Genomic DNA, 26,331 nt, shown 5'->3' with positions numbered 1-26,331 from the left:
GTGTCTGTCGCGTGTGTCATCTACTAATCGTCGAAGAATCTGAGTTTGCTTTACGTCAAGCAGTCGTTGCGTACTACGAAACAAAAGAACCCTTTTACTTACCGGCGGAGTTGGCAGAAGGAGAAGATGTTTTTTTAGCGACTGCAGACGGTATCGTTGCATATGCGGAAGTGTTATTTAGTGAATACACGACGCGTCCTGCTGATCCACATTGGCTGGTGGAGGCAGACGAACAAGAACGCACATATGCTTGTTTGGATTTGATTAGTGTTGATTTACGTCATCCGTTACTCGGATCCGGATTTCCTGCTTTGAACATCAAGCCGGGCCAGACGGATCCGAAAACAAGGCAATGGTTGCTGGAAGCCTGGCAAGCAGGTCATTTCGAAACAGATGTGTCGACCGTCGAGGAAGCTAAAAAACGGCGGATTGAGCGGTTTCGGGAACGGAATCATTTGGCGCCACTCCTGGCGTCATGCGAAGCATGCGGAAGTACACGACAATCGGTTTTGGAATGGCACGAGGATAACGGACACTTTAAGACGCTTTGTCCTACCTGTCACCGTCTGGCGCATCAAGCGTATCAGGAAATCCAAGATATTGCGGCGGCCTCGGATGATTGAAAGACGGATCAGATGAGAGGGAAGATCAAGTTTTTTGAAAAATTAAAGGAACAGTTAAAAAGCGTTTTTCTTCTCCGATGAGAGAAGAAAAACGCTTTTTATGTGGGACAAGTCGATGTTTAATGATTAAAACGGCCAACGGTCCGCGACGAATAAAAATACTTTCATCCCGAGGAAAACACCGAAAATCCCGACGATGGCCGGAAAAACAGGCGGGGCAGGGATCGGTAACTTAAGAGCAGTAAAGACGACACCACAGATGACACCGGCTAACAGTGATAATAAGATTTGTTGTAACATGAGGCCCAGTCCTTTCTTCATATAAAAAAACGCTTACACATTGATTATATGAAGATGTCTGACGTTAAACAACGATTATTTTTTGGAAGCGGTCGAATCAAATGTAATCTTTTCTTCCGGCCGTTCCATCGGAATCCATTTTTGATCAAGTGGAAGATCAAATGAAGGTTTTGCCTTTAATTTTCCGTTTGTATAATGCTGGATTAATATTTGTGATTCACAAGCTTGTTTTCCTTTAGAGACGTAATGGTAGTCTCCGTTTTCATCTTGTTCCCGAGCTTTGACGTTGTCGGCCAGCGTCAAAGCCAAACAATCCTTGATGTAGTTTTTCTGATCTTCATCGATGATCGGGAAGAGAATCTCGATTCGTTTGCGCATATTACGGGTCATCCAGTCCGCGCTCGAACAGTAAATCAGCTCATCGCCGTTATGATGGAAATAGAAGATGCGTGAATGTTCGAGGTAACGGTCGACGACAGAGGTGACACGGATATTTTCAGAAACACCCTTCACCTGTGGACGAAGACAACAGACGCCGCGCACAATCAGTTCAATCCGGACGCCGGCACGTGAAGCCTGATACAGTTTTAAGATGATGTCTTTTTCCGTCAAGCTGTTCATTTTCGCTACAATTCGACCATTGCCGTGTTTTTTATGGTACTTGATTTCGTCGTCAATCAAGGACAAAAATTTCTCGAGCATCGAGTTCGGAGACGTATGAAGCGCGTTCCATTGTGGTTGTTCACCGTAGCCGGATAACCAGTTAAAGAAATTCGTAGCGTCTTCAGCAATCTGTTCACGTGCCGTCAACAGTCCGATATCCGTATACAGTTTCGCGGTGGAATCGTTGTAGTTACCGGTCCCAAGATGGACAAACCGTTGAATCCGACCTTCCTGTAGGCGGACGATCAATGTGATCTTCGAGTGCGTTTTCAAATCGCTGTAACCGTAAATGACATGGGCGCCGACTTTTTCTAATTGTTTGGCCCACTCGATATTTTTCGCTTCATCAAAACGCGCCTTCAATTCGACGAGAACAGTGACCTGCTTTCCATTCTCAGCAGCCGTTTTCAGTGCTTTGATGATCGGAGAATCACCCGAGACACGGTACAGTGTCTGTTTAATGGCGAGGACATTGGGATCATTGGCGGCTTGAACGATTAACCGGACGACCGGATCAAACGTATGGTACGGATGATGCAACAAATAATCCTGTTGCAGAATCTGATCAAACAGGTTTTTCGATTTTTCCAGTGCCGGCGGTTCGACCGGCATGATTGTCTGATAAATCAAATGATCGTACTCGACACCAATCTGACTGTAAAACGCAAAGGCAAACGTCAAATCGATTGGACCATCAACGGCATAGATATCCCGGTCCTGTAGATCAAGGACGTCCCGCAACATGTTGAGCAGGTTCGTGTTGATGGCATTTTTCTGAATTTCAAGACGAATGCCGACACCCCAACGGCGTTTCTTCAATTCTTTTTCGATCAGTTTTAATAAATCATGTGTCCCTTCCTCATGAAACGGTAAGTCTGCATTTCTTGTAATCCGAAACGGCATGGCGGACAAGACACGGTATCCTTTAAACAACGAATCAATAAAAGAAATGATCACATCTTCGAGTAAGATGACGGCCGTCGTTTCCTCGTCCTCGACCGGTAAATCTACGAAGCGTGGAAGAACGGCCGGAACTTGGACAAGTGCAAGATTTCGTTTGGATCCATCATCCGCTTCAAGAGCAGTGGCGATATTCAGTGATTTGGACGACAGCATCGGGAAGGGGCGGTACGCATCGACGGCAACCGGTGTCAAAACCGGAAAAACCTGATCCCTGAAAAATGCTTTGACGTATTCTGCCTGCATCTCATTTAATTCTTCATGCTTTAAAAAGGAAATCCCTTCCTTCTTTAAAGCCTGCGTCACTTCTTTAAAAGCTTCGTACTGTTGTTCGACCAACTCTTTTGTCTTGGTGGCAATGGCACGGAGCTGCTGTTTCGGCGTCAAGTGTTGCTTATTTTCCGGTTTATTGAATCCGGCTAACACCTCATCCTTGAGTCCGCCGACGCGGACCATATAAAACTCATCCAGGTTCGAGCTGAAGATGCCTAAAAACTTAAACCGTTCCATTAGTGGATTTCGTGTATCGATTACTTCGCCCAGTACACGTTCGTTGAATTGTAACCAACTGATTTCTCGATTATTAAAATGTTCAGGGGAATCAATCTTCATGTAAGGGTACCTCCTTTATTTTCCAGAAGAATCGAACGATCAATGACACGTTCGAGGTGCTTTTTTTGTTTTTCCGCTTTTTCGACTTCAAATCCGTAATCATGATCTCCAGTGTCGAGAATGATCCGAATACCTTTTTGATCTTTTGTCAATTCGAGTTCAACGCTGTCCACCGCACGGCGTTCCGTCACATCAAGTGCATCAGTCAGTTTGAGAATAGAACCGAGCAAATCAAACCGTTCGATTGATTTGTCCGTAAACCAATCCTTGAAAGGTTTCAAAAGTTGTTGCATCCGTTTTGAAGAAGAGTAGGAACTGACAAGTGCCAACGCCAGACGGTCTTTATGCGTCATGCCTTTCAAGTCTGTATTCGTCAACAGATAAAATGTCTGATTCGACCGTGTATCCGGATTGATATACTGACCGCAGTAGAGCAGGCGGCTGGCTGAATCAAGAAGACGAAGGTCTGCAGCCCGTTCTGGGATGATATCGAGCGTAATCAGCTGACGGTAAATCGATTTGGCGATTGTCCCGAGGTAATTCGTCCGGTCACGATTGACTTTATAGTCACTCTCGAGCTGATACAGACTTTCCTCCCGGACATTTTCGATGCGGCGTTGGTTCTGATCATGTAAATCGTATTCATAAACAAGTCCTTCGCGTAATCCATAATTACTCATCACGAACTGATCCGCCTCAATATGTACTGCCAGTTCATGAATCGCAATCAAAGCAGGTAAAAAGATATCGACCCGGTCTTTTGAGAGTCCTTCGACTTTTAACAGATGTTTGGGCGCTTTATCGGCTAATTCGTCAATCAATTTTCCTAATTCCTTTGACCGGACTTGATATTGATGAATCCCATGAAGCGGATAATCAAGGGTCGACTGATGAATCCGGACGAAGTTCCGTGCCGAACCGCCGACACCGATCAACGGCAGCTTTTTATTTTTGAGCCATGGAATTTCGTCGAACTGCTCCCGCAAAAATTTGGTCAGCTTTTTTTGCTCACCGGAAGTCATCGTTTCGCCGGACTGGAATTGTCGTGTCAGTGTGACGGCACCAAACGGGAAGCTGTGGTAAGCGACCATTTCCCGGTTTTCGATTAAGGTCACTTCCATCGAACCACCGCCGATATCGACGGAATATCCGTCTGTCAAGAAGGTGGAATTGATGATGGCGAAATAGCCGTAATAGGCTTCCTGTTCGTCCGAGAGAACACGCATCGTAAAGGGTGTTTCTTGTTCCACGGCATGGATGATTTCCTGACGGTTACTCGCATTCCGAATCGCAGCGGTTGCGACACAAATCGTTTCTTCGACATGGTGGGTTACGCCGATTTCATAAAACCGTCGTAACGTTTCACATAACAGCCGAATACCGACCGTATCGAGTGCTCCATTTCCGTCGATATGAGCGGACAGCCGAGCGACGACTTTTACATTAATTTTTTCAATATAGCGACCGGAGTCGATAGGGTGGAAAATGACGTACCGGATCGAGTTGGATCCGATATCGATGACTGCTAATTCGTTTTTCAAAAGAAATCCGACTCCTTTCACTTCTCAGTCCATCTTTTCCCGAATTGACGGTTCTGGAAACGACAGCTTGTATCCTTTTATTGTACCTTGTGCATCCTTCAAAAACCGTACCTTCACAAAAAAGTTACATCAGTTGCACCGGAATAGAGCGGGCGCTATAATAAGACAGTTGATAAGGCGTAATTATTCCGTTTTAAAACGAGACGGAAGGAGAGATTAGATATGACTGAACCAATTATCGAAATTAAACAACTGACATATGACTATCCGGATCGACGTGTTTTAAATGAAGTGAGCTTTGAGGTCCAGCAAGGTCAGTTCCTGGCGATTGTCGGAGAAAATGGATCCGGAAAATCGACGTTGATCAAATGTATGCTTGGTTTACTCAAACCGAAGGGGACGATTCGACTGTTCGGGCAGGATCAAGCTGCATTCAGTGACTGGTGGCGGATCAGCTATGTTTCCCAAAAAGCAGCATCGTTTAACTCCGGATTTCCGGTGACGGTCGCAGAAGTCGTCGAGATGGGACTGTATGCGAAAAAGGGACTGTTTCGCCGTGTGACGAAGCAGGATCGGCAAAAGGTCAAGACCGCTCTTGAAACCGTCGGCATGTGGGATCGCCGGGATTCAAAGGTCGGTGATTTATCCGGTGGACAGCAACAACGTGTCTTCATCGCACGTGCACTCGTCAATGATCCGGATTTGATGATTCTGGATGAGCCGACGGTCGGGGTGGACCAGCGGTATGTGAAGGAATTTTATGAAATTCTCGAAGAACTACGGCGTGACAAGAAAAGGACCTTCGTCCTTGTGACACATGATATTCACTTCGTCAGTAAGCTCGTGACGGATGTGATTCATTTGGTTGACGGACGACTCGGTTGTAACTGCGGCATCAAGGAATATTGGGAACTCGATGAACAGACGATTCGTTCGTTGTATCCTGTCCCGGGACGTGTCCTCGTCCACCAAGGGGAGGTTGTCCAGTGATTGAAGCATTCATGACATTGAAGTTTTTGCAGTATGCGCTTGTGGCCGCAGTATTGATTGGATTTACAGCGCCTTTGATCGGTTCATTTGTCGTCGTCCGCCGAATGAGTTTGATTGCGGATGCCTTATCACACGTCACGCTGGCTGGGATAGCACTTAGCCTGTTGATTTCAGGGATGGTCGCGAGTCTTGCGGACTTGAATCCCCTTTATCTTGGAATCGTGACGTCGGTCATCGCGGCATTGACGATTGACTGGCTTCGGGCAAAATATAAACATTTTCAAGAACTGGCGATTCCGATCATCATGGCGACGGGAATGGGTCTCGGAGCGATTTTCATCAGTCTGGCAAACGGTTTTTCGATGGATCTCGTATCGTTTTTGTTTGGGACAGTCTCAGCGGTGACGCTGACGGATGTCTATACGATCTTCATCGTGACAGGCGTCGTCATTTTATTTGTCATCGCGTTTTATAAAGAGTTGCTCTTTTTATCGTTTGACGAGGAACAAGCCCGAGTTTCCGGGATTCGTTTGCGTCTGGTCCATATTTTATTCATGATCGTCGTCGCTCTGGTCATTGCGATCAGCATGCGTGTCGTCGGTATCTTACTCGTTTCAAGTCTGATTACGTTGCCTGTAGCGGCAGCTCTTCGGTTTGCCAAAAGTTTTAAAGCGACGATCTTTTATGCGATCGTTTTTGGAGAAGTGGCGACGATTGCCGGTTTGATTCTTGCATATCAGTTTGATTTGGCACCAGGCGGCATGATTGTCATGTTGGCGGTGATGGAACTGATTGTCGTTATGATCATCGAGCGGTTTTGGATGGGAGGAAAAACGCATGAAAAAAAACATCGAACAAGCGCGTGACCGGATGAAGGCGTCCGGATTTAAGATGACGCCAAAACGTCTGGATTTGTTGGCATATCTGTTTGAAGCCAACCGGTATGTCAGTGCACGGGAAGTGGCCGAGGAATTGCGGTTGTCACACCCGTCACTCAGCTACGATACGATTTACCGGAACTTAAACGATTTTGCGGAAATCGAGATTTTAGAGACAACGGAATTGGATGGAGAAATGAAGTACCGGGCAGCGTGTCAATCGGGACATCATCACCACCATCTGATTTGCCGGACATGTGGAAAAACAGAAACATTGGACGCCTGTCCGATGCAATGGGTGGCTCCGATTAAAGATTCGGGCTTCGAAGTCGAAGATCATAAATTTGAAATCTACGGCCGTTGTGCAGCCTGTCAAAAATAAATAAGGTGATGTTGGAAAGTCCTTTGGTCGTTCAAAGGGCTTTTTTTGCTTGAAACCAGTTAAAAGGGGAATAATACGAACAGAGGTGATGGAGATGATTTATGAGGCACAGGAGGCAAGACAGATCGATGAGTGGGCAAAGACTTCCGGCTTGCCGCTCGAAGTGTTGATGGAACGGGCGGGGAGTGAAATCGCTAAACGTGTCATGAACAACCACGACAGGAAAGAACGGATCGTAATCCTCTGTGGGACGGGTAATAATGGGGGAGACGGCTATGTGATTGGCCGTGAACTGATACGCGACGGCTATGATGTCACGATTCATGCGCCGTTCGGAGCGGCGAAAACACCGATTGCCTTGCTGCATCAACGGTATGCCGAAAAATTTGGTCTGGCGACAGAGGCAGTGTGCGGCCAATACGATGTGATGGTCGATGCTTTGTTTGGGACGGGGTTTGATCAATCCCGCCTGACGAAACCGCTGACCGATTTGTTTGATTGGGTGCGTGAGCAACAACAACGGGCAATACTGTATGCCGTTGACATTCCGAGTGGCATTCCGACCGATCATTCCACCGGATTTTCCGGTCAGGGAATAAAAGCAGATGTGACGTTTTCGCTTCATGCCTTTAAACGGTCTGCTTTCTTGCTGAAGACCGCTCCGTTTTTTGGGCGATTGGAGAAGATTGATTTAGGCTTACCGGCCTTTGGCGGATGGCAGTTGTTTTCCGAGTCGATTGCGCCGTTGCTGACCCGTGACGCGTACGGTCATAAAGGGACATACGGCACGGCGTTGTTGATTGGTGGTAGCGAACACATGCCGGGTTCGATTCAACTGGCGGCACGTGCTGCTCTTCGGACCGGTGTCGGGAAACTTCAGGTCGCAACGGTTCCGACGGCGCAAGTCGGATTGATTGTCAATGCTCCGGAAGCGATGGTCCTCGATCAGACGACAGAAGCAATTCAAGAGATGATTACAGAAGTGGATGTCGCTGGAATCGGACCCGGTTTAGCTTCGGACTCCGTCTCGGACTGGCTGGATCTTTTGTTTGACCAAGACATCCCGGTCGTCCTGGATGCGGGCGCATTGATCCGGGATCGTTATCCGGAACGGAAAGCGGCAATTGTCGTCACGCCGCACATCGGTGAATTTGCACGGATGACGAATCAATCCGTTCAGACCGTCCAAGACGATTTATTTGAACAGGCAAGTGATTATGCGATGTTGCATCAAGTGACGGTCGTTTTAAAAGCGCATGTGATCCTAATCGCCAAACCAGACGGCGGCGGTTATGTGGTTGCCGGGGCGTCAAGCGGATTGGCAAAAGGCGGCAGTGGCGATACGTTGTTCGGTCTGATTACAAGTTTGCTCGGGCAACGTAAACACTACAAACAGATACCGCTTGAACGATTGATTGCCATGGGGGTATCTTGGTATGCGCAAGCGTCCAAACACGTAGAACAACGCATTCATCCGAGCAGCATCACCGCGACGGACGTCATTGAACAACTGGGTCAAGTCGAAAACGATGATCGTATTAACTAGTGTAAAAAATGAACAGACATGTTTCCTTTGAACAAGCGAAGGGGGCATGTCTTTTTTTAGGAAATAATTGCTAGGAATGGGAGGACAGGAGTATCATGAAGTGATGTCGAAAAGTTAAGACAATTATCCAATTCAGAAAGGAGGAGACCGATGCCCATCAAGACAGTGGATAAAATCGTTCAGAATCAGCAACGGTGGATTGGCAACTTTGCCTTTTTTTTGATGAGTGCAGGAGCACTTATTTTTTGGATCACGACGGATGAAACGATTCAAAATGCGTACTTAAATCGATCAACGATTGTCAGCGTACTGGTGCTCATTGGTCTGATGACCTTTTTAATCAGCCGCAGTCGATTATCGAACCGTTACCAATCGCATTTGTTATCCGTCATGTTTCTGATCATTCCGGTTACGTCCATTAGTTTGTTGCCGTACGCGGCGGTTACGGTATGGGCCAGTTGCTTTTTATTTTTAATGATTGCCTTGATTGCGTATGACCGGATCATGATGTGGTATGCCGTCGTCATCATCGTTGCGACCAATGGATATGTCATGCTCCGATCGGAGACGGTTTCAGTCGAAATTGATCCAACCGATCACTATGCCCGACTTGGAATGATTGGGATTGCGATTTGTATTGCCTTTATCATTAATCATCTTCACCTTCGCCATCTCCATCGTCTTCAAGTGCTGGCCAATCAATTACATGACGCAGCCCGTCATGATCTACAAACACAACTGCTGAATATGCGTGGACTGGAAGAACGTTTTGCCCAGCCGGATCATCAACAACTGTTGTTAGTTGGCGTTCACCTTGAAAATTATTATGAGTTGGCGCGTTATTTCGGCGATGAGATTCAAGAACGGGTGTTATTTGATTGTATCGAACGCCTGAAAACCTTGTTGCCGCCGCATTTAGGGATGGTTCGTGTCGAGGGTGGAACGCTTGTCGTCGTGATGGAAAAACCTCCCGGCGTGTCTTGTCAGGAAGAGATGGAACGACTCAGCCAACAGATGTCGGCTCCTTACCAAGTCGACCGGCATCAGATTTATGTCAATTTATATATCGTCATCGATGACGGGGCAGTCCATCCGTCCAGCATGACGAAGCGGATTCAACAGATTACATCGGCCCTTCCGGAAAGTGTCCGGAATTCAGAAAAAGTCATGTGCCTGAATGAACAGTGGAGAGACGAACAGGCACTTCGGGTGGAAGCGGCGCAAGCGTTATCGCAAGCGGACATCAATCACGATTTTTATCTTGTTTATCAATTGCAGTATGATTCCGATCAGGACCGATTTATTGGCCTTGAAGCACTTGTACGTTGGAACAGCCCGATCCCGGGTGCAGGACGTCCGACTGTTTTCATTCCGATTGCCGAAAAAAGCGATTTGATCATTCGTCTTGGGGAATGGATTTTTGAAGAGGGCTGTAAAACGAGGAAACAGCTGATTGGCCTTGTTCCAGATGACTTCAGTTTGTCCGTGAATGTTTCGCCACGCCAACTGACACATGATTCATTCATGCCGTTCATCGAACGAATGTTACTAAAGTATTCCTTGCAACCAAAACAAATTAAGATTGAGATCACGGAAAGTCAGGCGCTCGATTTTGAGAGCCAGTCGATTCTACGGGCATTACGCCGCATCAAGACCCTCGATTTCCCGGTCTCGCTGGATGATTTCGGGACAGGACATGCTTCGTATCACGTCCTCGAACGGCTCTTGCCGCTTCGTCAATTAAAAGTCCCGAAACAATTTATCGAACAAGTCGAAGAATCGGAAAAGCGGCAATCGATCTTAGAATCGATTTTCCAACTCAGTCAATCGATGCATGTTGAATGTATCGTCGAGGGTGTCGAGACGGACGAAGAGGTTCGGATTGCCAAAAATATCGGCATTCATTTATTCCAAGGTTATTTTTTTGCAAAACCTGTTGTCCTCGAAGAAATTATTTGCTTGCTGCAACTGAAACAAGCGGAAGTGACGGATTGACGTCACTTCCGCTTTAGTTTGAATACAGATGGGATTGATTTCGTCCATTCTTCTTCGCTTCATATAAGGCAGCATCGGCCTGTTTAAAAACGATGCTTGCAGACTGGCGTCGAGCAAAGGCAACACCGGCTGAGACGGTGATGGACAGGGCATGATCCTGCATAACGAAAGGAGTCTTCGTCACAGTCGAAACAATCTGTTGTGCCAATTGAGCAGGAGAAACTTTAAATGTATTCGGAAGAATGGCGATGAACTCCTCGCCGCCATATCGACCGACTGTCACGTCGTCCGGACATTCTTGGGTCAGCAACACAGAAAAGTGGCGTAAAACGGCGTCTCCGACGGCATGGCCGTATTGATCGTTGACGGCTTTGAAGTAGTCTAAATCAAACAGGATGACGCCCCAAGGCGCTTGGTCCTGCTCAAGAACCGCTACTTTATCCATGATGACATGGCGATTGGCAAGTCGTGTCAATTGATCGGTTGAAGCCAAGTAGGATTGATACGAGTACAGGACAAAATGCTCCTGCAACATACCAGACAACCGATAAAACAGAAGGGAAGCAAAAATCGTAATCAAAAAGTACGGGACATAAATCGATTGCCACGCATTGTTTTCTGCTTCACTTGACAACATCCGGACTAAAACGAGCAGAGAGCCAATCGTGACGATGACCGTAAATAAAGCCGCCTTTTGTTTGATGAACCGTGTACAGAGCAAAACAAGGACGACGAAACTGACTAACGTAATGATGGAATTTTGCAAAGCAATCATCGAGTCGCCTGTGTCGAGGATAATCCGGTAGACGATCAGTAGAAGACCCGTCGTGACGATACTGATTGGTCCGCCGTATAAAGCGGATAGGGCGAGTGGCAATAACCGTAAGTCAATATAAGCGCCATTGAGGGAAATCGAGTTATGAATCAGTAAGATGCCTGTCATGCCGTTGGCTAAACCAAAGTAAAAACGGGTCGAGAATTTGGAATCACGTTGGATGGGGAGCCGGTTCCGCATCAGGTAAAATGTTACGGACAGCACTAAAAAAATGATACAGATATTCAGAAAAAAGATGTTAAGGGTCGATAGCATAAAAAAATCCTTTCACGTTTAACACTATGTAGAAAATGAGATAATATGGAATCTTGTCACCATTGTACGACAATCGAACTGCAACATACAGAAAAAACAGCCAATAGAGGCTGTTTTAGCGGATTGGTGCAAACTTATGAATGGTCTGAACGGCTTCATCCCAAGACGAGACGCGAACGATGTTTTCAGGGAGCGGACGCCGGTTGTACGGTGCATCAAACAAGATGACCGGAATCGACGTGTCTTCCGCAATTTGAATCGCATTCTCAAGCCGGTCTTCCATGAAGAGGTCGAGCGACAAATCACGAACGACTTGTACTTTATCGTGAGAGCCTGTCATGATTAACGAATCAAGTGGCAACTCATGTTGTTTGATCCATTCTTCCGTCACGGGGCGGACGATTTCCGATCGCGCCGTCACATAGTGAAGGTCATACTGTTTACGTAACGCCCACAGATGCTGTTTGACGAGTTCTTGTGGGATTGATTCACGATAGATACCGAGTTCATGACCTGACTTGACCATGAATTCCCAAAACTCGATTTGCTCCATGTCCGTATAGGTATGAAGCTCGTATTCAGAGGCCATCTCAAAATCAATCGATGTCCCGAGATATTTGTTCATATAATTAAAGCACGAAGAAGGATGAGTGATTGTTCCATCAATATCAATTCCGATTTTCACTTACATCACCAACATTCTATAAATTTTCTGCCACTAGTATAACATAGTCGAAAAGCGGAAACGAAAAAAAGAGTCGCTCCCGAGGAGGACTCTTTTTTATTAGGCTTGACTGGCTTTTGCGGCTTCTTTTTCTGCTTCTTTTTCGAGAACGATCGCATCGATTTCTTTTTTCAATTCTTCGACCATCGTTGCTTCTGGAACTTTTCGGATGATTTCTCCGTGACGGAACAACAATCCTTCGTTACGTGCGCCGGCAATTCCGATATCCGCTTCGCGCGCTTCACCAGGACCGTTGACGGCACAACCGAGAACGGCAACTTTGATGTTAACTTGAATTTTATCGATATAGTCTTCGATTTCCGCGGCAATCGCCATTAAGTCGATTTCAATACGTCCGCATGTCGGGCAAGAAATCAATGTCGCGGCATTTGCTGCGAGACCAAATGATTTCAAGACTTCTTTTGCGACTTTGACTTCTTCGACCGGATCGGCAGAAAGAGAGACACGGACCGTGTTTCCGATACCACGCGAAAGAATGGCTCCAAGACCGGCGGCTGACTTCAATGAACCGGTACGTAAAGGACCAGACTCCGTGATTCCGACGTGAAGCGGATAGTCGAATGACTCAGAGGCTAACTGATATGCTTCGAGCGCCAATTGAACGTCAGAGGCTTTTAAGGAAACGATGATATCGTGGAAATCGAGATCCTCAAGAATCTTGATATGGTGAAGGGCACTCTCGACCATACCGCGAGCTGTCGGATAACCGTATTTTTCAAGGATGTGTTTCTCAAGCGAACCGGCGTTGACACCAATTCGGATTGGGATGTTTTTTGCTTTGGCTGCCGTTACGACTGCTTCGACTTTTTCGCGGCGTCCGATGTTACCCGGGTTGATTCGGATTTTATCGACACCAGCTTCGATAGCCATCAGAGCAAGTTTGTAGTTGAAGTGAATATCAACGACAAGCGGAATGTTGATCCGGCTTTTGATTTCAGCAAGTGCAAGCGCATCACGCTCTTCCGGACAAGCAACCCGGACGATTTGGCATCCTGCTTCTTCTAGACGTAAAATTTCAGCGACAGTCGCTTCGACGTCGTGTGTTTTTGTTGTCGTCATACTTTGAATGATGACTTCATTACTTCCACCAATGACAAGGTCCCCAACACGAACGGGACGAGTCTTAGAGCGATGGACCATTTTCGGCATATCGAAAATCTCCTTTTGTGGCATAACGCCAGATTGTTTATGACTACTTGTTCTATCATATCGAACTATTCCCTAAAAATCGAGAAACAAGAACGAAAATTGAACATTTACAATTGTTTAACACGAAAAGATGAAAGTCAATCCGTCGTTGGACGGGCATTGAAGCTCAAAAAGTACTCGAATGCGAAGGTTCTTAGGAGAAACGTCGAGCGGGCTTCTTTTTCCGACGAGCCAGGAAAAGTGGCAGCAGTGAATACGACAGGTGTCCGGCTAATAGAATCGCGATGCCGACCGAAGAGTATCCGAGTTGATAAATAAAGACGCCGATCGGGAACGTCCAGATGTTTGCTGCGACGGTATAAGGAAACACTTGTCGAAACGCCCAAGGTTTTGGCAAGATCCACTGAATGAACCAGCGATTTAAGTAAGACACGAACAACAGATACAACAAAACGGCAATTGCAATAAAGATGAAATGGAGAATGAACCAGATGATAAACGGGATCGATTGTTCGAGAAACAGGCTGTCGATTACCGTCGTCCACAAGGAAATCCAAGCCAATCCACAAAAATAAAGGGAAACATCTGCCAGGCGAGTCTTCAAAAAAGGACGATTTGGAATTAGGGTTGTTTGTAAGTAATTAAGTAGTTGACTTAAAAAATGCATAATAATCACTCTTTCTTCTGTTTTATAACAACGGTACTTGTAAATTAAAAAAGGCTTTATATCAATCAAAATGTTGTTTTAGTACAGTTTAATAAAACCTTAACAATCAAATACCTAAAAAACTGTTTACAAGTTCAATAGACCTTTACATAATAGGAGAGGTTGAAACAATAGATTCTTCACAAAAAATCAATTCCACTTTTTATACGAGGAGATGACAGCATGAACTATGATTTACAGGAAATGATTTTCACTTTTATTGGTGGACTTGGTATTTTCCTATTCGGTATTAAGTATATGGGAGATGGACTTCAAAAAACAGCGGGAGACCGCCTGCGTTATATTTTAGATAAATACACATCAAACCCGTTTCTTGGGATTTTGGCGGGGATTGTCGTTACGGTCTTGATTCAGTCGTCATCCGGTACGACCGTCATCGTCGTTGGTTTAGTCAGCGCCGGTTTGATGAATTTACGTCAAGCGATCGGTGTCGTCATGGGGGCGAACATCGGAACGACGATTACGGCTTTCATCATCGGATTTAACGTCAAGGAAGCAGCACTCCCGGCGATCGCGCTTGGAGCATTCCTGATTTTCTTCTTCAATAAAGAACGGATTCAATACATCGGACAAATCTTCTTTGGTTTCGGAGCACTTTTTTATGGGTTGACGCTCATGGGAGACGGAATGGCACCGCTTGAATCAAGCGAATGGTTCCGTGACTTAACGGTTTCCATGTCGGATAATCCGTTGCTTGGTGTGCTTGTAGGGACAATCTTTACCGTACTTGTTCAATCGTCTTCCGCGACGATTGGGATTTTACAAGAACTCTATTCGGGTGGAATGATTGACATCAAAGCAGCTTTACCCGTCTTGTTTGGTGATAACATCGGGACGACGATCACTGCGGTTCTCGCAGCACTGGGTGCGTCGATTGCAGCGAAACGGACGGCAGCAGCACACGTCATCTTCAATATTGTCGGAACAGCTATCTTCTTGCTCGCCTTACCGTTGTTCTCAAGTTTTATTACGTGGATTACAGGAACGCTCGGACTTGGACCACAGATGCAGATTGCTTTTGCACACGGAACGTTTAACGTCGTCAACACCTTGATTCAATGTTGGTTCATCGCGCAAATTGCGTGGCTCGTTCAAAAAGTCGTGCCGGGCACGGATACGACCGTCGACTCGAAACCACGCCACTTGGATCAAAACATCCTAAACCAATCTTCGTCACTCGCCTTAAATCAAGCAAAAATGGAAGTGTTACGGATGGGTGAGTTCTCGAAGGAAGCGCTTGGAAAAGCGCACCGTTATACGCAATCGCATGATAAAAAGGATGTATCAGATGCAGGTCAGATCGAATACGCCATCAATCATCTGAATACAGAAGTGACAAGTTATCTCGTTAAAGTCGCAGCACATGACTTATCAGAACGGGAATCAAATGACCATTCACTCTTGATGCATGCCGTCAATGACTTTGAACGGATCGGCGATCATGTCGAAAACGTCATCGAACTCGTTGATTTCCAAATCGTGAATCGTATCGAATTTACGGCACAAGCGAAAAAAGAGCTGGATGAGATGTATGTCTTGACGCAAAAAATCGTCGAAACAGCCATCAAGGCAGTTGAACTTGATGATGTTTCCTTGGCACGCCAAGTACTTGAGCTCGAAGGGAAACTGGATTCGCTCGAACGTTCATTCCGCAAACACCATGTCTTGCGCGTTAATGCAGGAGACTGTACCGGTCAAGCCGGAATGATCTTCGTTGATCTGTTGTCGAACTTGGAACGAATCGGTGACCACGCCGTCAACATTACGGATTTGGTACTGGAGCAACGGTCAGGAACAGCATGAAGTGAATATTCATCATGAGACAAGAGGAATTTCTGAAAAGAAATTCCTCTTTGTTTTTGTGAGATAATTTATTGACATTTAAGTTTCATTCCAGTAATCTGATATTAGTTGTTTTAATTCATCATGGCGGTGTAGCTCAGCTGGCTAGAGCGTACGGTTCATACCCGTGAGGTCGTGGGTTCGACTCCCTCCGCCGCTACTATTACTTAAGGACCCTTAGCTCAGCTGGTTAGAGCTGACGGCTCATAACCGTCCGGTCGCAGGTTCGAGTCCTGCAGGGTCCATTTCATAAGCGCACACTCTTTTTTTGAGTGTGCGTTTATTTTTGGTTCCACGGGGAATATTAAAGATATTGTAATAATGTTCATACAATAATATTCATACTATGGCAATTTAAGGGAGAGCGAAGAGAGATGGAACGTAACCATACGATGATGCAGTTTTTTGAGTGGCATGTAGAAAATGATGGAAAGCATTGGCAACGCTTAAAAGAGAGAGCGCCGGAACTGCGTGCTGCAGGCATCACATCTGTTTGGATTCCGCCAGCATCAAAGGGACAATCAGATGAAGATACAGGGTATGGCATTTACGATGTCTATGATCTAGGGGAATTTGATCAAAAAGGAACGGTCCGGACGAAATACGGGACAAAAGATGAATTGGTCGAAGCGATTCAAGTCGCGCATGAAAATGACATCGCCATCTATGCCGATGTCGTCATGAATCATAAAGCGGCTGCCGATGAACTCGAGACGATTAAAGTTGTGGAAGTCCACCCGGAAGACCGTTCGCAAGAAATTTCAGAAGAATTTGAAATCGATGCGTGGACAAAATTTACGTTCCCGGGTCGAAACGGAAAATATTCTGATTTCATCTGGACACACGAATTTTTCAATGGAACCGATTTTGATGCACGCGAAGATAAAACAGGTGTCTTCAAAATCTCTGGTAAAAATAAAGATTGGAACGATCAAGTTGATGACGAATTCGGCAACTATGATTATCTGATGTTCGCAAACATCGATTACAATCATCCGGAAGTCCGCGAAGAAATGATCAACTGGGGAAACTGGTTTAAAGAGACGATCAACTGCCAAGGTTTCCGGCTTGATGCGATCAAACACATCAACTATGAATTCGTCAATGAATTTGCCAAATCAATGATCGGGGATAACCCGGAAGGATTTTATATGGTCGGTGAGTTCTGGAAGTCGGATCTAGACGACTGCCGTCAGTTTTTAGACAGTGTCGACTATACGATCGATTTGTTTGACGTCCCGTTGCACTATAAATTCCATGAAGCATCGCAACAAGGACAGGACTTTGATTTAACGACACTGTTCGCGGATACGTTGGTGGAATCCCATCCGACGAACGCCGTGACATTCGTCGACAACCACGATTCCCAACCAGGCGAGTCGCTTGAGTCATGGATTGACGATTGGTTTAAACAACATGCCTATGCTTCGGTACTCCTTCGTAAAGACGGTTATCCGTGTGTCTTCTATGGCGATTACTACGGAGTACAAGGACCGCATCCGGTTGAAGGCAAAAAGGAAATGATTGATGCCTTGTTGTACGCCCGTTACCATAAAGCCTACGGTGAGCAAGAAGACTACCTGGATGATCCGCATTGTGTCGGTTGGGTCCGTCGTGGAGTCGAAGAATTCCCGAACTCGGGTTGTGCCGTCTTGCTGTCGAACGCGGATATGTGTGAGAAACGGATGTTCGTCGGCGAATCACGTGCCGGAGAACAATGGTTCGATTATACGAATCACCAAGAAGAGCCTGTCGTCATCGATGAAGAAGGATTCGGCGTTTTCCCGGTTCCGGGCGGCGGCGTCTCTGTATTCGCCCCACGCGACGAACAGTAATCTCTAAGGGTCATTGCTTGCACCTGACCAACTATTTTTGCTAGTCTTAAAGAGTATTGAAATTCCGAAAATAGGATAAAGGGGGACATGAAAATGTCAAAATTTGAATTACCAGAACTCGGCTACGCTTATGATGCGCTGGAGCCACATATCGACGCTCGTACGATGGAGATTCACCACTCAAAACACCACAACACGTATGTCACGAACGTAAACGCGGCGCTTGAAGGGTCAGAGCATGAAGGGAAATCACTTGAAGAATTACTTCAAAACCTCGATTCACTTCCTGCTAACATTCAAACAGCTGTCCGTAATAACGGTGGCGGTCATTGGAACCACTCGTTCTTCTGGAAACTCTTGAAAAAGAACGACGGAGCAGCACCAACGGGTGAGCTTGCTTCAGCAATCGACGAATCATTTGGTTCATTCGAAGCATTCAAAGATGCGTTCGCAAAAGCGGCAACAACTCGTTTTGGTTCAGGTTGGGCGTGGCTCATCGTGGACGGTGGCAAATTAGCTGTCGTTTCAACACCAAACCAAGATACACCAGTCATGGAAGGCAAAACGCCGATTCTTGGACTTGATGTTTGGGAACATGCTTATTACTTGAACTATCAAAACCGTCGTCCGGATTACATCAATGCGTTCTTTAACGTCATTGACTGGGATCACGTGGCAAAACTTTACGCTGACGCAAAATAATAGGTAGATGAGAGCATCAGTTTTCCGAAAGGGAAACCGGTGCTCTTTTTTAATGCGGAAAATGATGGGATAGGTTGTTATGGAAAGTTTCCTTCTATATAATGAAACAAGATGACTTTTGAACGATAGGGGAGTACGCCATGGCGAAACGAATCACAGTAAGGGGCAGACGGCGTAACCATCTGCCGCTGCGCTTGAATTTAATGTTTTTTGTAGTGTTTTTATTGTTTGCGATTTTAATTTTTAGATTAGGTGTCGTCCAGATTGTGAACGGTGAAAAGATTTCACGGGAAGTTCAAAAAACGGAGATGATTGCTTCGAAATACGAAGTACCGCGCGGAAAGATTTATGATCGGGACGGACGACTGTTGGTCGATACGATTTCCAAGTACTCGATTGTGTACCGCCGGTCTCAAAATACGAAAGTTGATGAACGGATTGAAATCGCCTCGCGTCTTGCGGCGATCATCAACCTGCCTAAAAAGGATTGGAAAGTGACGGAGCGCGATCTGAAGGATTATTGGATTGCTGTCAATGAAAAGGAATCCGACCGCCGGTATAAACAGGCCGTCAAAGAAAAATATCCAAGTTCAGAAGCGCAAAGTAAGTTGTCGATTTCACAGCAAGATCAGATTCGTCTTGATACAATCACGGAAAAAGATATCGATTTTGATGACAAGACGATGGAAGTCGTCGCCATCAAACACAACATGGAAGTCGGCTATGCGCTTGATCCCCAGCTCGTCAAATTGGGGGCGGATGCAAAAGAAATGGCCATCATCGATGAAAACCTCGAAGATTTAAAAGGGGTGTCGGTCGAGCCGTTTTATGAACGCTCTTATCCATACGAAGGGACGCTCCGCAACATCTTCGGGAAGTACTCAAAAATTCCCGCTGAACAACAAGCGGAATTCAAGGCAAAAGGATACAGCTTAAATGACCGTGTCGGGACGTCTTTCCTCGAACAACAATATGAAGATCTGTTGCGCGGGAAACCGGCATATGATGTTTACGAAACGTTTAACGGCGAGCCTGTCGGCGAACCGAACCGCGAAGAAGGCGAATCAGGAAAAGATCTTGTCCTGACGGTTGATGCGGAATATAACAAACAAGTCGATCAGATCTTACAACAGGCAATCAAGATGGGGCGCGGCATGGGCAGTGGCTACCTGAAAGAAGGTTATGCCGTCGTCATGAATCCACAAACCGGCGAAATTTTGGCGATGTCAGGACAAAAACTGGATACGGCAACGAACAAATTCAGTGATGTCGCCATCAATAACGTCTTAACCTCCTTGCAAATCGGATCCACGATCAAGGGGGCAACGGTCGCGATGGGACTTGAGGAAGGTGTCATCCGTCAAAATGAAGTCATCAATGATGCTCCGATTACCATTGGCGGGACCAAAAAAGGATCCTACGTCAATATGGGACCAATCACGGATCTGACGGCACTTGAACGTTCGTCGAACGTGTACATGTTTAACATTGCCATGCGGATGGCGAAGTATCCAAGTAATGGTGTAGCAGGTGCAAGTGTCGACGCGGCAGCGGCGATCATGCAAAACTATTACAGTCAGTTTGGTCTCGGTGTGACAACGGGAATCGATCTTCCGTATGAAGCCAAAGGGGTACAAGGGACACCGGACCGTGTCACCCTCTTGATGGACCGTGTAATCGGTCAGTATGATGCCTTTACCCCGTTACAGGTGGCGCAATATATTTCGACACTTGCCAACGGCGGATATCGGGTACAGCCCCACTTCTTAAAAGAAGTCTTGGCGTCGAACTCGATTGAAGAAGGAACAAAACAAGTCGATTACAGCTTTAAGACCAACTATTTGAACCGGATTGAAATCAGCCAAGCGAACATCGATCATGTCCGTGAAGGGTTGCACCGTGTCGTCAAAGGCGAGCGGGGGACTTCTAAAGTCATCGCCCAGACCGGAATCGATGCGGCTGCCAAAACCGGAACGGCACAGGTCAGTGTCTACGGTGAGGACGGGATTGCACTTCGTGACGGAAGCGGACAGCCGGTTCGTTCATTAAACTCGAACCTCGTCGGTTGGGCCCCGTACGATAATCCGGAAATGGCATGGGCTGTCTTCCTTCCATATATGGAACAAGAAACGGTCAACTCGAAGATTGGTCATGATTTAGTCAAAGCCTACTTTAATGTCAAGGATGTCCCGTGGCAAACTAAGCCTAATTAACTAGTTCAGCGAAGGTGAGGAAACTCATCTTCGTTTTTTTGTTTGGATTGACCTGTTTTTCTAATGAACTTCAAATTGTAAACGCAGAAATACACGCCTTTACAATTCTTTTACGTTGGATTCATTTTGGTTTAATAGTTCATCCGTAGTATAAGTCTTGTAAGGAAAACGGATATAAAGTCGTAGCGTTACCAGCGACATACTTCGAGGAGGAAAATTAATCATGTCTTGGATGAAAAAAACAGCTCTTATTACAACGGTAGCGTCAATCGCAGTAGTCGGTGCGGCATGCGGAAATGAAACAGATGGCTCTTCAAGTTCTTCTGATCTTTCAGGAAAGATCGCTGTAGACGGATCTTCAACAGTCTTCCCAATCATGGAAGCAGTCGGTGAAGAGTATTCAATCGAACAACCAGACGTCGATGTAACAGTCGGAGTATCCGGAACAGGCGGCGGGTTCAAACGTTTCGTCGTTGGTGAAACAGACCTCTCGAACGCGTCACGTGAAATTAAAGATGAAGAAGTAGCAGAAGCTGAAAAAAATGATATTGAATTTACACGTCTCTCACTTGCACTCGACGGATTGACAGTCGCCGTCAGCAAACAAAATACATGGGTCAAAGAATTGACACTCGATCAACTCAACAAAATGTGGCTCGATCCAAACGTCAAGACTTGGAAAGATGTTGATCCATCTTACCCGGCAGAGCCAATCAAATTCTTCAGCCCTGGTAAAGACTCAGGAACATTTGATTACTTCAATGAAGAAGTCCTCGACGAAAAAGATATGCGTAAAGATGTTCAACTCTCGGAAGACGATAACGTTCTCGTCAAAGGTGTTGAAGGAACAAAAGGAGCGATCGGTTACTTCGGTTATGCCTACTACGCGGAAAACAAAGATAAGTTAAAAGAAGTTCCACTTTCAGCTGAAGGAAAAGATGCGGTTGATCCAACACCAGAAACAATCAACGACCTGTCTTACCCGCTGTCACGTGAAATCTACACGTATGTCAACAACAAATCGTTAAAAGATAAAAAACAAGTGGCTGACTTCGTTCAATTCACGAATGAAAATGCTGGTGACTTAGCTGAAGAAGTTGGTTACATCAAGATGAAGCAAGATCGTTATGATGAAAACGCAAAAGCTATCGAAGACGCAATGAAATAAACATCACCAAACGAGGACGGCCCAAAAAGGGGAAATTCCCCTTTTTCGGGTCCCGTTCTTATGTAGGCATGATGAAGTAGGGAGCGAAGAAGGATGAATTCATCATCAAACAAATCGGTTCGCGAGCTGATTCAACAGAACCGACAACAAAAATTCAGTATGAAAAACGTTATGGAACGGTTCATGCCGATCGTACTTTTCCTTTGTGCGTTCGTTTCAGTTGTTACGACCATCGGCATCATTCTCACGTTAGTTCTTGAGACACGCCACTTCTTTGAAGTCGTATCGATCAAAGAATTTTTCGGCAGCACGAACTGGTACCCGTTGAACTCTCAACCGGAGTACGGGATTTGGCCACTCGTCGTGGGAACACTTGAAATTACCGTGATTGCGATGCTAGTTGCCGTGCCGATTGGACTCACTTCTGCGATTTATTTGAGTGAGTATGCATCAGAACGCGCACGCCGTGTTCTCAAACCCATTCTTGAAGTCTTAGCCGGTGTTCCGACAATCGTCTTCGGATTTTTCGCTTTGACGTTCGTTACACCATTACTCGTAAAACTCATTCCGGGTCTTGCCATCTACAATGCCTTAAGCCCGGGGATCGTCGTCGGAATCATGATCATCCCGATGATCGCCTCGATTTCGGAAGATGCGATGAGTTCGGTTCCGAAAAAAATCCGAGACGGTGCGCTCGCGCTTGGTTCAACACGTCTTGAAGTCGCTTTAAAAGTTGTTGTTCCGGCAGCCCTTTCGGGGATCATCGCGTCGATCGTCCTCGGGATGTCGCGTGCGATCGGTGAGACGATGATCGTAACGATTGCTGGTGGATCGAATCCGACAGCTCTCGTCAACCCGTTAGAACCGGTTCAAACGATGACTGCTTATATCGTTCAGGTCGCACTTGGCGATGCTGGATTCGGTACGATTGAATACTATAGTATCTACGCTGTCGGTACGTTGTTGTTCGTCTTTACTCTTTTGATGAACTTACTCGCGAACTGGATCACGCGTCGTTTCAGAGAGGAGTATTAAGATGGCCTTACCAGAAAAACAACCCGTACAAAAAAAGTTTATCGATCCTGTTGCTGTTAAAAAGTCGATCAGTCAACGTTTGGTCGTCAACAATATCACTAAAATCATTTTCTTGATTGGACTGTTATTTGGTTTAGTCGTACTTGGTATTCTTTTGTCTGGTGTCGTTCGTGACGGAGCAGCCTGGTTGTCACTCGACTTCCTTCAAAACGCTCCTTCACGCCGACCGGATCGTGCCGGAATCTATCCTGCGCTGATGGGCTCGATCTTCCTGATGTTGTTGATCATTCCAATGATCTTCATCCTCGGTGTCGGAGCTGCGATCTATTTGGAAGAGTATGCGAAAAAAGGACGGATGACGTCATTCATCGAAGTCAACATCTCAAACTTAGCCGGTGTCCCGTCAATCGTCTTCGGATTACTCGGACTGACATTCTTCGTTCGGAACATGGGCTTCGGTTCGACCTTGATTGCCGGAGCACTCACGCTTGCACTGATGAGTTTACCGGTCGTCATCGTCTCGTCCCAAGAAGCGATTCGAGCAGTCCCGCAAGCAATGCGTCACGCGTCACTCGCGCTTGGTGCCTCGAAATGGCAGACAACGTTTAAAGTCGTCTTACCGGCTTCCTTGCCGGGTGTCATCACAGGAATCATCCTGGCGGTATCCCGTGCCATCGGGGAGACGGCACCACTGATCATGGTCGGTGCAGCCATCTTCATCGCCCGGGCACCGGAAGGCATCTTCTCAGAATTTACAGCGTTACCGATTCAAATCTACAACTGGACAAGCCGTCCACAAGCTGATTTCCAAGGACTTGCAGCTGCCGGAATCATTGTCTTGATGGTCATCCTCTTGACGATGAACTCACTTGCGATTTGGATCCGGAACCGTTTCTCAAAACGATACTAATCAAACACCTATAATAAATCACGTTCTGAACTACTAAGGAGGAACACAGATGATGGATACGAAGCTGACGACGAAACCAGCCAAAGAAGGGGTAAAAACGATGAATCAACCAGTAGCTGCAAGACAAAGCGTATACCGTGTAAATGATTTGAACTTATGGTACGGCGATGATCATGCCTTAAAAGATGTTAATCTCGATATCAAACAAAATGAAGTCACGGCAATCATCGGACCATCAGGATGCGGAAAATCAACGTTCATCAAGACTTTGAACCGGATGGTTGAACTCGTCCCGATCGTTCGCACGAACGGTGTCATCGAGTACCACGGTCGCAATATCTTTGATAAGGATTACGAAGTCGAAGAATTACGGACATCCGTCGGGATGGTCTTCCAGCAACCGAATCCGTTCCCGAAATCGATTTACGACAACATCGCTTACGGACCACGTGTTCACGGTGTCAAAAACAAGAAAATCTTAGATGAAATCGTCGAACGGAGTTTACGTGGTGCTGCAATTTGGGACGAGGTAAAGGATCGATTGAACGAGAATGCCTACGGCTTATCCGGTGGACAGCAACAACGCCTCTGTATCGCCCGTTGCCTTGCGATTGAGCCGGATGTCATCTTGATGGATGAACCGACCTCGGCACTTGACCCGATTTCGACGTTGAAAGTCGAAGAACTTGTTCAAGAATTGAAAAAAGACTACTCGATCATCATCGTCACGCACAACATGCAACAAGCGGCACGTGTTTCGGACAAAACAGCCTTTTTCTTGAATGGAGAAGTCGTTGAATTCGATCAAACGGACCGAATCTTCTCGAATCCGAGTGACAAACGGACAGAAGACTATATCTCAGGACGATTCGGATAACGAGGAGGAACTTTTCAATGGCAGCGAACCGGACGATTTTTGGAGAAAACCTAGCAGTACTTGATCAAAAAGTATTTTTGTTAGCCCGTAAGACGATGCAACAGATTGCGACAACGGCGGAAGCATTAGAAAAATACGACCGCGAGATTGCGCTCAAAGTCATCGAAAACGACAGTGAACTCGATGCACTTGAACTCGAAATTAATGATGATGCGATCTTACTGATTGCAAAACAACAGCCGGTCGCGACGGACTTACGTCGTTTGATCACAGCCATCAAGATTGCAACCGATCTCGAACGGATTGCCGACTACGCGGGAAATATTTCGAAAGCCGTGTTACGTGTCGAAACGTTCCCGTACGTGATTGACATCTCATTATTAAAACAAGCGTTCGAAACGTTGCTCGACATGACGGAGACAGCGATTGTCGCCTATCGTGACGGAGACATTGAGAAAGCAAAAGCGTTGTCGGATCTCGATAACATCATCGATGAGACGACGTATAAAGCATTACGTCAATACATGCGCCACATGTCGTTGCAGCCGGTCGTGGTTGACGAAATCATGCAATTCACGAATATTTGCCGATACATCGAACGGATGGGCGACCATTTGACGAATGTCGGGGAGCATCTGATTTATCTGGAAAAAGGAAAACATTATGATTTAAACAACTGATTGCAGTAGGCTAGAGGGAGATCCTCTGCCTACTTTTTTTTTGAAAAGGATTTTGAAACAAGTTTGTAGAATAAGAAAGAAGTGAATAAAGAGAAAGAGGTGATAGGTAATGCTTGAAAAAATCATAAAATTAAAAGAACAAGGACTGACGATCAAACAGATCGCAGAAAAAGTAGAATCGACTGAAGGGAAAGTCAAATACGCTTGGAGCAAGTACCGAAAATCATTAACGGAATCGAACACAGCACCAACCGAAACGGCTACGACGCCTAAACCGAAAAAGAAGAAGGCAGGGGTAACCGTGAGCGCTTCAAAAGAAAATGAGATTGTGCCTGCATTGACGGCAATTCCTTCATTAGAACGAGATGCCTTTGGAATGGCGACGCATTACGAAGACGATATCATGCATGCCATCGTTCAATCTCCGACATCGGTCTACGTCTACTGGGAATTGTCCGAGTTATCACGGAAGATGCTCGAGACACATTATCATGCTTCGTTTGATTCATTCCGAAAAGAGCTTCGGATCATCGATGTCACACTCCGTGACTATGAAAAAGGCGAAGCGAATCGAACGTATCAGTTTGAACTGCCGGAAATGACCAATACATGGTTCGTCCGTCCGTTGATGCCAAATACTACATACATCATCGAATGGGGCATCCAGACGATTGACGGCGACTTTTTACCTGTCCTGCGTTCAAAACCAGTCGAAACACCACGGGATGAACCGGTGATGGACGGACGTTTTGCGGAAGTCGTCGCACGTTGGCAGTATGGTGAGTTGGAACAGCCGGAATGGGTAGAAGTCTTACGCCCGTATTCCTACTTCGACCGAGTTCGTTAAGACAATAGAAAGAAAGCACAA

General features: G+C 46.0%; 23 protein-coding genes and 2 tRNA genes. 18 read left to right on the top strand and 7 right to left on the bottom strand.

Annotated features, from left to right (window positions below):
- The first annotated feature begins 11 nt into the window (after window positions 1-11).
- Window positions 12-623 carry a hypothetical protein gene (locus P397_RS0112680; RefSeq protein ID WP_028106788.1) on the top strand — a complete coding sequence of 204 codons (612 nt, stop codon included), beginning with the start codon at window positions 12-14 and terminating at the stop codon, window positions 621-623.
- 126 nt (window positions 624-749) lie between these two features.
- Here the strand turns inward: P397_RS0112680 and P397_RS0112675 are convergent, their stop codons facing one another.
- The 3 genes from P397_RS0112675 to P397_RS0112665 form a co-directional block, all read right to left on the bottom strand.
- Window positions 750-923, bottom strand: coding sequence for a XapX domain-containing protein (locus P397_RS0112675; protein ID WP_035387657.1), 174 nt, complete (start codon window positions 921-923; stop codon window positions 750-752).
- A gap of 75 nt (window positions 924-998) precedes the next feature.
- On the bottom strand, window positions 999-3,158 hold the full coding sequence (locus P397_RS0112670) for an RNA degradosome polyphosphate kinase (RefSeq protein ID WP_028106786.1): 2,160 nt from the start codon (window positions 3,156-3,158) through the stop codon (window positions 999-1,001).
- Entirely contained in the window at window positions 3,155-4,699 is a 1,545-nt protein-coding gene (locus tag P397_RS0112665; RefSeq protein ID WP_028106785.1) for a Ppx/GppA family phosphatase, read from the bottom strand. Before P397_RS0112665 ends, P397_RS0112670 begins: the two co-directional genes overlap by 4 nt.
- Window positions 4,700-4,921: 222 nt before the next feature.
- On the opposite strand from P397_RS0112665, the gene P397_RS0112660 reads away from it, so the two are divergent.
- The 5 genes from P397_RS0112660 (at window position 4,922) to P397_RS0112640 (ending at window position 10,490) form a co-directional block, all read left to right on the top strand.
- Window positions 4,922-5,689, top strand: a complete 768-nt coding sequence (locus P397_RS0112660; protein WP_026833614.1) for a metal ABC transporter ATP-binding protein — start codon at window positions 4,922-4,924, stop codon at window positions 5,687-5,689.
- The gene (locus P397_RS0112655; RefSeq protein ID WP_026833613.1) at window positions 5,686-6,555 is read left to right on the top strand and encodes a metal ABC transporter permease; all 870 of its coding nucleotides are present in this window, start codon (window positions 5,686-5,688) and stop codon (window positions 6,553-6,555) included. Before P397_RS0112660 ends, P397_RS0112655 begins: the two co-directional genes overlap by 4 nt.
- Window positions 6,527-6,949, top strand: coding sequence for a Fur family transcriptional regulator (locus P397_RS0112650; protein ID WP_026833612.1), 423 nt, complete (start codon window positions 6,527-6,529; stop codon window positions 6,947-6,949). The genes P397_RS0112655 and P397_RS0112650 overlap by 29 nt, the downstream gene beginning before the upstream one ends.
- A 94-nt stretch (window positions 6,950-7,043) precedes the next feature.
- Window positions 7,044-8,495, top strand: a complete 1,452-nt coding sequence (locus P397_RS0112645; RefSeq protein WP_028106784.1) for a bifunctional ADP-dependent NAD(P)H-hydrate dehydratase/NAD(P)H-hydrate epimerase — start codon at window positions 7,044-7,046, stop codon at window positions 8,493-8,495.
- A 150-nt stretch (window positions 8,496-8,645) separates the two neighbouring features.
- Window positions 8,646-10,490: a GGDEF domain-containing phosphodiesterase gene (locus tag P397_RS0112640; RefSeq protein WP_028106783.1), complete on the top strand. Its 1,845-nt coding sequence runs from the start codon at window positions 8,646-8,648 to the stop codon at window positions 10,488-10,490.
- Window positions 10,491-10,503: 13 nt separating this feature from the next.
- Here the strand turns inward: P397_RS0112640 and P397_RS17645 are convergent, their stop codons facing one another.
- The 4 genes from P397_RS17645 to P397_RS0112620 form a co-directional block, all read right to left on the bottom strand.
- Entirely contained in the window at window positions 10,504-11,505 is a 1,002-nt protein-coding gene (locus P397_RS17645; protein WP_160168501.1) for a GGDEF domain-containing protein, read from the bottom strand.
- Between the two features lie 190 nt (window positions 11,506-11,695).
- Window positions 11,696-12,265: a 5' nucleotidase, NT5C type gene (locus P397_RS0112630; protein ID WP_081776048.1), complete on the bottom strand. Its 570-nt coding sequence runs from the start codon at window positions 12,263-12,265 to the stop codon at window positions 11,696-11,698.
- 99 nt (window positions 12,266-12,364) lie between these two features.
- Window positions 12,365-13,474: a flavodoxin-dependent (E)-4-hydroxy-3-methylbut-2-enyl-diphosphate synthase gene (gene ispG / locus P397_RS0112625; RefSeq protein WP_026833607.1), complete on the bottom strand. Its 1,110-nt coding sequence runs from the start codon at window positions 13,472-13,474 to the stop codon at window positions 12,365-12,367.
- A gap of 193 nt (window positions 13,475-13,667) precedes the next feature.
- Window positions 13,668-14,021, bottom strand: a complete 354-nt coding sequence (locus P397_RS0112620; protein WP_235183995.1) for a hypothetical protein — start codon at window positions 14,019-14,021, stop codon at window positions 13,668-13,670.
- 342 nt (window positions 14,022-14,363) lie between these two features.
- Between P397_RS0112620 and P397_RS0112615 the strand changes: the two genes are divergently transcribed.
- The 12 genes from P397_RS0112615 (at window position 14,364) to P397_RS0112560 (ending at window position 26,310) form a co-directional block, all read left to right on the top strand.
- Window positions 14,364-16,004 (top strand): Na/Pi cotransporter family protein, encoded by a 1,641-nt coding sequence (locus tag P397_RS0112615; RefSeq protein ID WP_028106781.1) that lies wholly within the window; start codon window positions 14,364-14,366, stop codon window positions 16,002-16,004.
- A 125-nt stretch (window positions 16,005-16,129) separates the two neighbouring features.
- Window positions 16,130-16,203 (top strand) — tRNA-Met (locus P397_RS0112610).
- A gap of 11 nt (window positions 16,204-16,214) precedes the next feature.
- Window positions 16,215-16,288 (top strand) — tRNA-Ile (locus P397_RS0112605).
- Window positions 16,289-16,417: 129 nt separating this feature from the next.
- A complete protein-coding gene (locus P397_RS0112600) occupies window positions 16,418-17,878 on the top strand; it encodes an alpha-amylase (protein ID WP_028106780.1) in 1,461 nt (486 codons plus the stop codon).
- A 93-nt stretch (window positions 17,879-17,971) separates the two neighbouring features.
- Window positions 17,972-18,580 carry a superoxide dismutase gene (locus P397_RS0112595; protein WP_026833603.1) on the top strand — a complete coding sequence of 203 codons (609 nt, stop codon included), beginning with the start codon at window positions 17,972-17,974 and terminating at the stop codon, window positions 18,578-18,580.
- A 140-nt stretch (window positions 18,581-18,720) separates the two neighbouring features.
- Window positions 18,721-20,793 carry a peptidoglycan D,D-transpeptidase FtsI family protein gene (locus tag P397_RS0112590; protein ID WP_028106779.1) on the top strand — a complete coding sequence of 691 codons (2,073 nt, stop codon included), beginning with the start codon at window positions 18,721-18,723 and terminating at the stop codon, window positions 20,791-20,793.
- A gap of 223 nt (window positions 20,794-21,016) precedes the next feature.
- On the top strand, window positions 21,017-21,961 hold the full coding sequence (locus P397_RS0112585) for a PstS family phosphate ABC transporter substrate-binding protein (protein WP_028106778.1): 945 nt from the start codon (window positions 21,017-21,019) through the stop codon (window positions 21,959-21,961).
- A 93-nt stretch (window positions 21,962-22,054) separates the two neighbouring features.
- Window positions 22,055-22,996: a phosphate ABC transporter permease subunit PstC gene (gene pstC / locus P397_RS0112580; RefSeq protein WP_028106777.1), complete on the top strand. Its 942-nt coding sequence runs from the start codon at window positions 22,055-22,057 to the stop codon at window positions 22,994-22,996.
- 1 nt (window position 22,997) lies between these two features.
- Window positions 22,998-23,906 (top strand): phosphate ABC transporter permease PstA, encoded by a 909-nt coding sequence (gene pstA, locus P397_RS0112575; protein ID WP_026833599.1) that lies wholly within the window; start codon window positions 22,998-23,000, stop codon window positions 23,904-23,906.
- A gap of 100 nt (window positions 23,907-24,006) precedes the next feature.
- Window positions 24,007-24,783, top strand: a complete 777-nt coding sequence (gene pstB / locus P397_RS0112570) for a phosphate ABC transporter ATP-binding protein PstB (protein ID WP_051524104.1) — start codon at window positions 24,007-24,009, stop codon at window positions 24,781-24,783.
- 17 nt (window positions 24,784-24,800) lie between these two features.
- Window positions 24,801-25,463, top strand: coding sequence for a phosphate signaling complex protein PhoU (gene phoU / locus P397_RS0112565; RefSeq protein ID WP_026833597.1), 663 nt, complete (start codon window positions 24,801-24,803; stop codon window positions 25,461-25,463).
- Between the two features lie 109 nt (window positions 25,464-25,572).
- Window positions 25,573-26,310 carry a DUF4912 domain-containing protein gene (locus P397_RS0112560; RefSeq protein ID WP_026833596.1) on the top strand — a complete coding sequence of 246 codons (738 nt, stop codon included), beginning with the start codon at window positions 25,573-25,575 and terminating at the stop codon, window positions 26,308-26,310.
- Window positions 26,311-26,331 lie beyond the last annotated feature (21 nt).

The sequence above is a fragment of the Exiguobacterium undae DSM 14481 genome (assembly GCF_000620805.1).
GTDB classification, from domain to species: Bacteria; Bacillota; Bacilli; order Exiguobacteriales; family Exiguobacteriaceae; genus Exiguobacterium_A; species Exiguobacterium_A undae.
The sequence above is the reverse complement of the archived record's forward strand: the minus strand, read 5'-3'. Positions and strand labels throughout refer to the sequence as shown.

What these genes read in the sequence shown, in the direction of transcription:
- P397_RS0112640 (WP_028106783.1), top strand. Translation starts at nt 8,646, where the DNA reads ATGCCCATCAAGACAGTGGATAAAATCGTTCAGAATCAGCAACGGTGG.
- pstC (WP_028106777.1), top strand. Translation starts at nt 22,055, where the DNA reads ATGAATTCATCATCAAACAAATCGGTTCGCGAGCTGATTCAACAGAAC.
- P397_RS0112645 (WP_028106784.1), top strand. Translation starts at nt 7,044, where the DNA reads ATGATTTATGAGGCACAGGAGGCAAGACAGATCGATGAGTGGGCAAAG.
- P397_RS0112650 (WP_026833612.1), top strand. Translation starts at nt 6,527, where the DNA reads ATGAAAAAAAACATCGAACAAGCGCGTGACCGGATGAAGGCGTCCGGA.
- P397_RS0112600 (WP_028106780.1), top strand. Translation starts at nt 16,418, where the DNA reads ATGGAACGTAACCATACGATGATGCAGTTTTTTGAGTGGCATGTAGAA.
- pstB (WP_051524104.1), top strand. Translation starts at nt 24,007, where the DNA reads ATGAATCAACCAGTAGCTGCAAGACAAAGCGTATACCGTGTAAATGAT.
- P397_RS0112590 (WP_028106779.1), top strand. Translation starts at nt 18,721, where the DNA reads ATGGCGAAACGAATCACAGTAAGGGGCAGACGGCGTAACCATCTGCCG.
- P397_RS0112615 (WP_028106781.1), top strand. Translation starts at nt 14,364, where the DNA reads ATGAACTATGATTTACAGGAAATGATTTTCACTTTTATTGGTGGACTT.
- P397_RS17645 (WP_160168501.1), bottom strand. Translation starts at nt 11,505, where the DNA reads ATGCGGAACCGGCTCCCCATCCAACGTGATTCCAAATTCTCGACCCGT.
- ispG (WP_026833607.1), bottom strand. Translation starts at nt 13,474, where the DNA reads ATGCCGAAAATGGTCCATCGCTCTAAGACTCGTCCCGTTCGTGTTGGG.
- P397_RS0112585 (WP_028106778.1), top strand. Translation starts at nt 21,017, where the DNA reads ATGTCTTGGATGAAAAAAACAGCTCTTATTACAACGGTAGCGTCAATC.
- P397_RS0112595 (WP_026833603.1), top strand. Translation starts at nt 17,972, where the DNA reads ATGTCAAAATTTGAATTACCAGAACTCGGCTACGCTTATGATGCGCTG.
- phoU (WP_026833597.1), top strand. Translation starts at nt 24,801, where the DNA reads ATGGCAGCGAACCGGACGATTTTTGGAGAAAACCTAGCAGTACTTGAT.
- P397_RS0112670 (WP_028106786.1), bottom strand. Translation starts at nt 3,158, where the DNA reads ATGAAGATTGATTCCCCTGAACATTTTAATAATCGAGAAATCAGTTGG.
- P397_RS0112560 (WP_026833596.1), top strand. Translation starts at nt 25,573, where the DNA reads ATGCTTGAAAAAATCATAAAATTAAAAGAACAAGGACTGACGATCAAA.
- P397_RS0112660 (WP_026833614.1), top strand. Translation starts at nt 4,922, where the DNA reads ATGACTGAACCAATTATCGAAATTAAACAACTGACATATGACTATCCG.
- P397_RS0112675 (WP_035387657.1), bottom strand. Translation starts at nt 923, where the DNA reads ATGTTACAACAAATCTTATTATCACTGTTAGCCGGTGTCATCTGTGGT.
- pstA (WP_026833599.1), top strand. Translation starts at nt 22,998, where the DNA reads ATGGCCTTACCAGAAAAACAACCCGTACAAAAAAAGTTTATCGATCCT.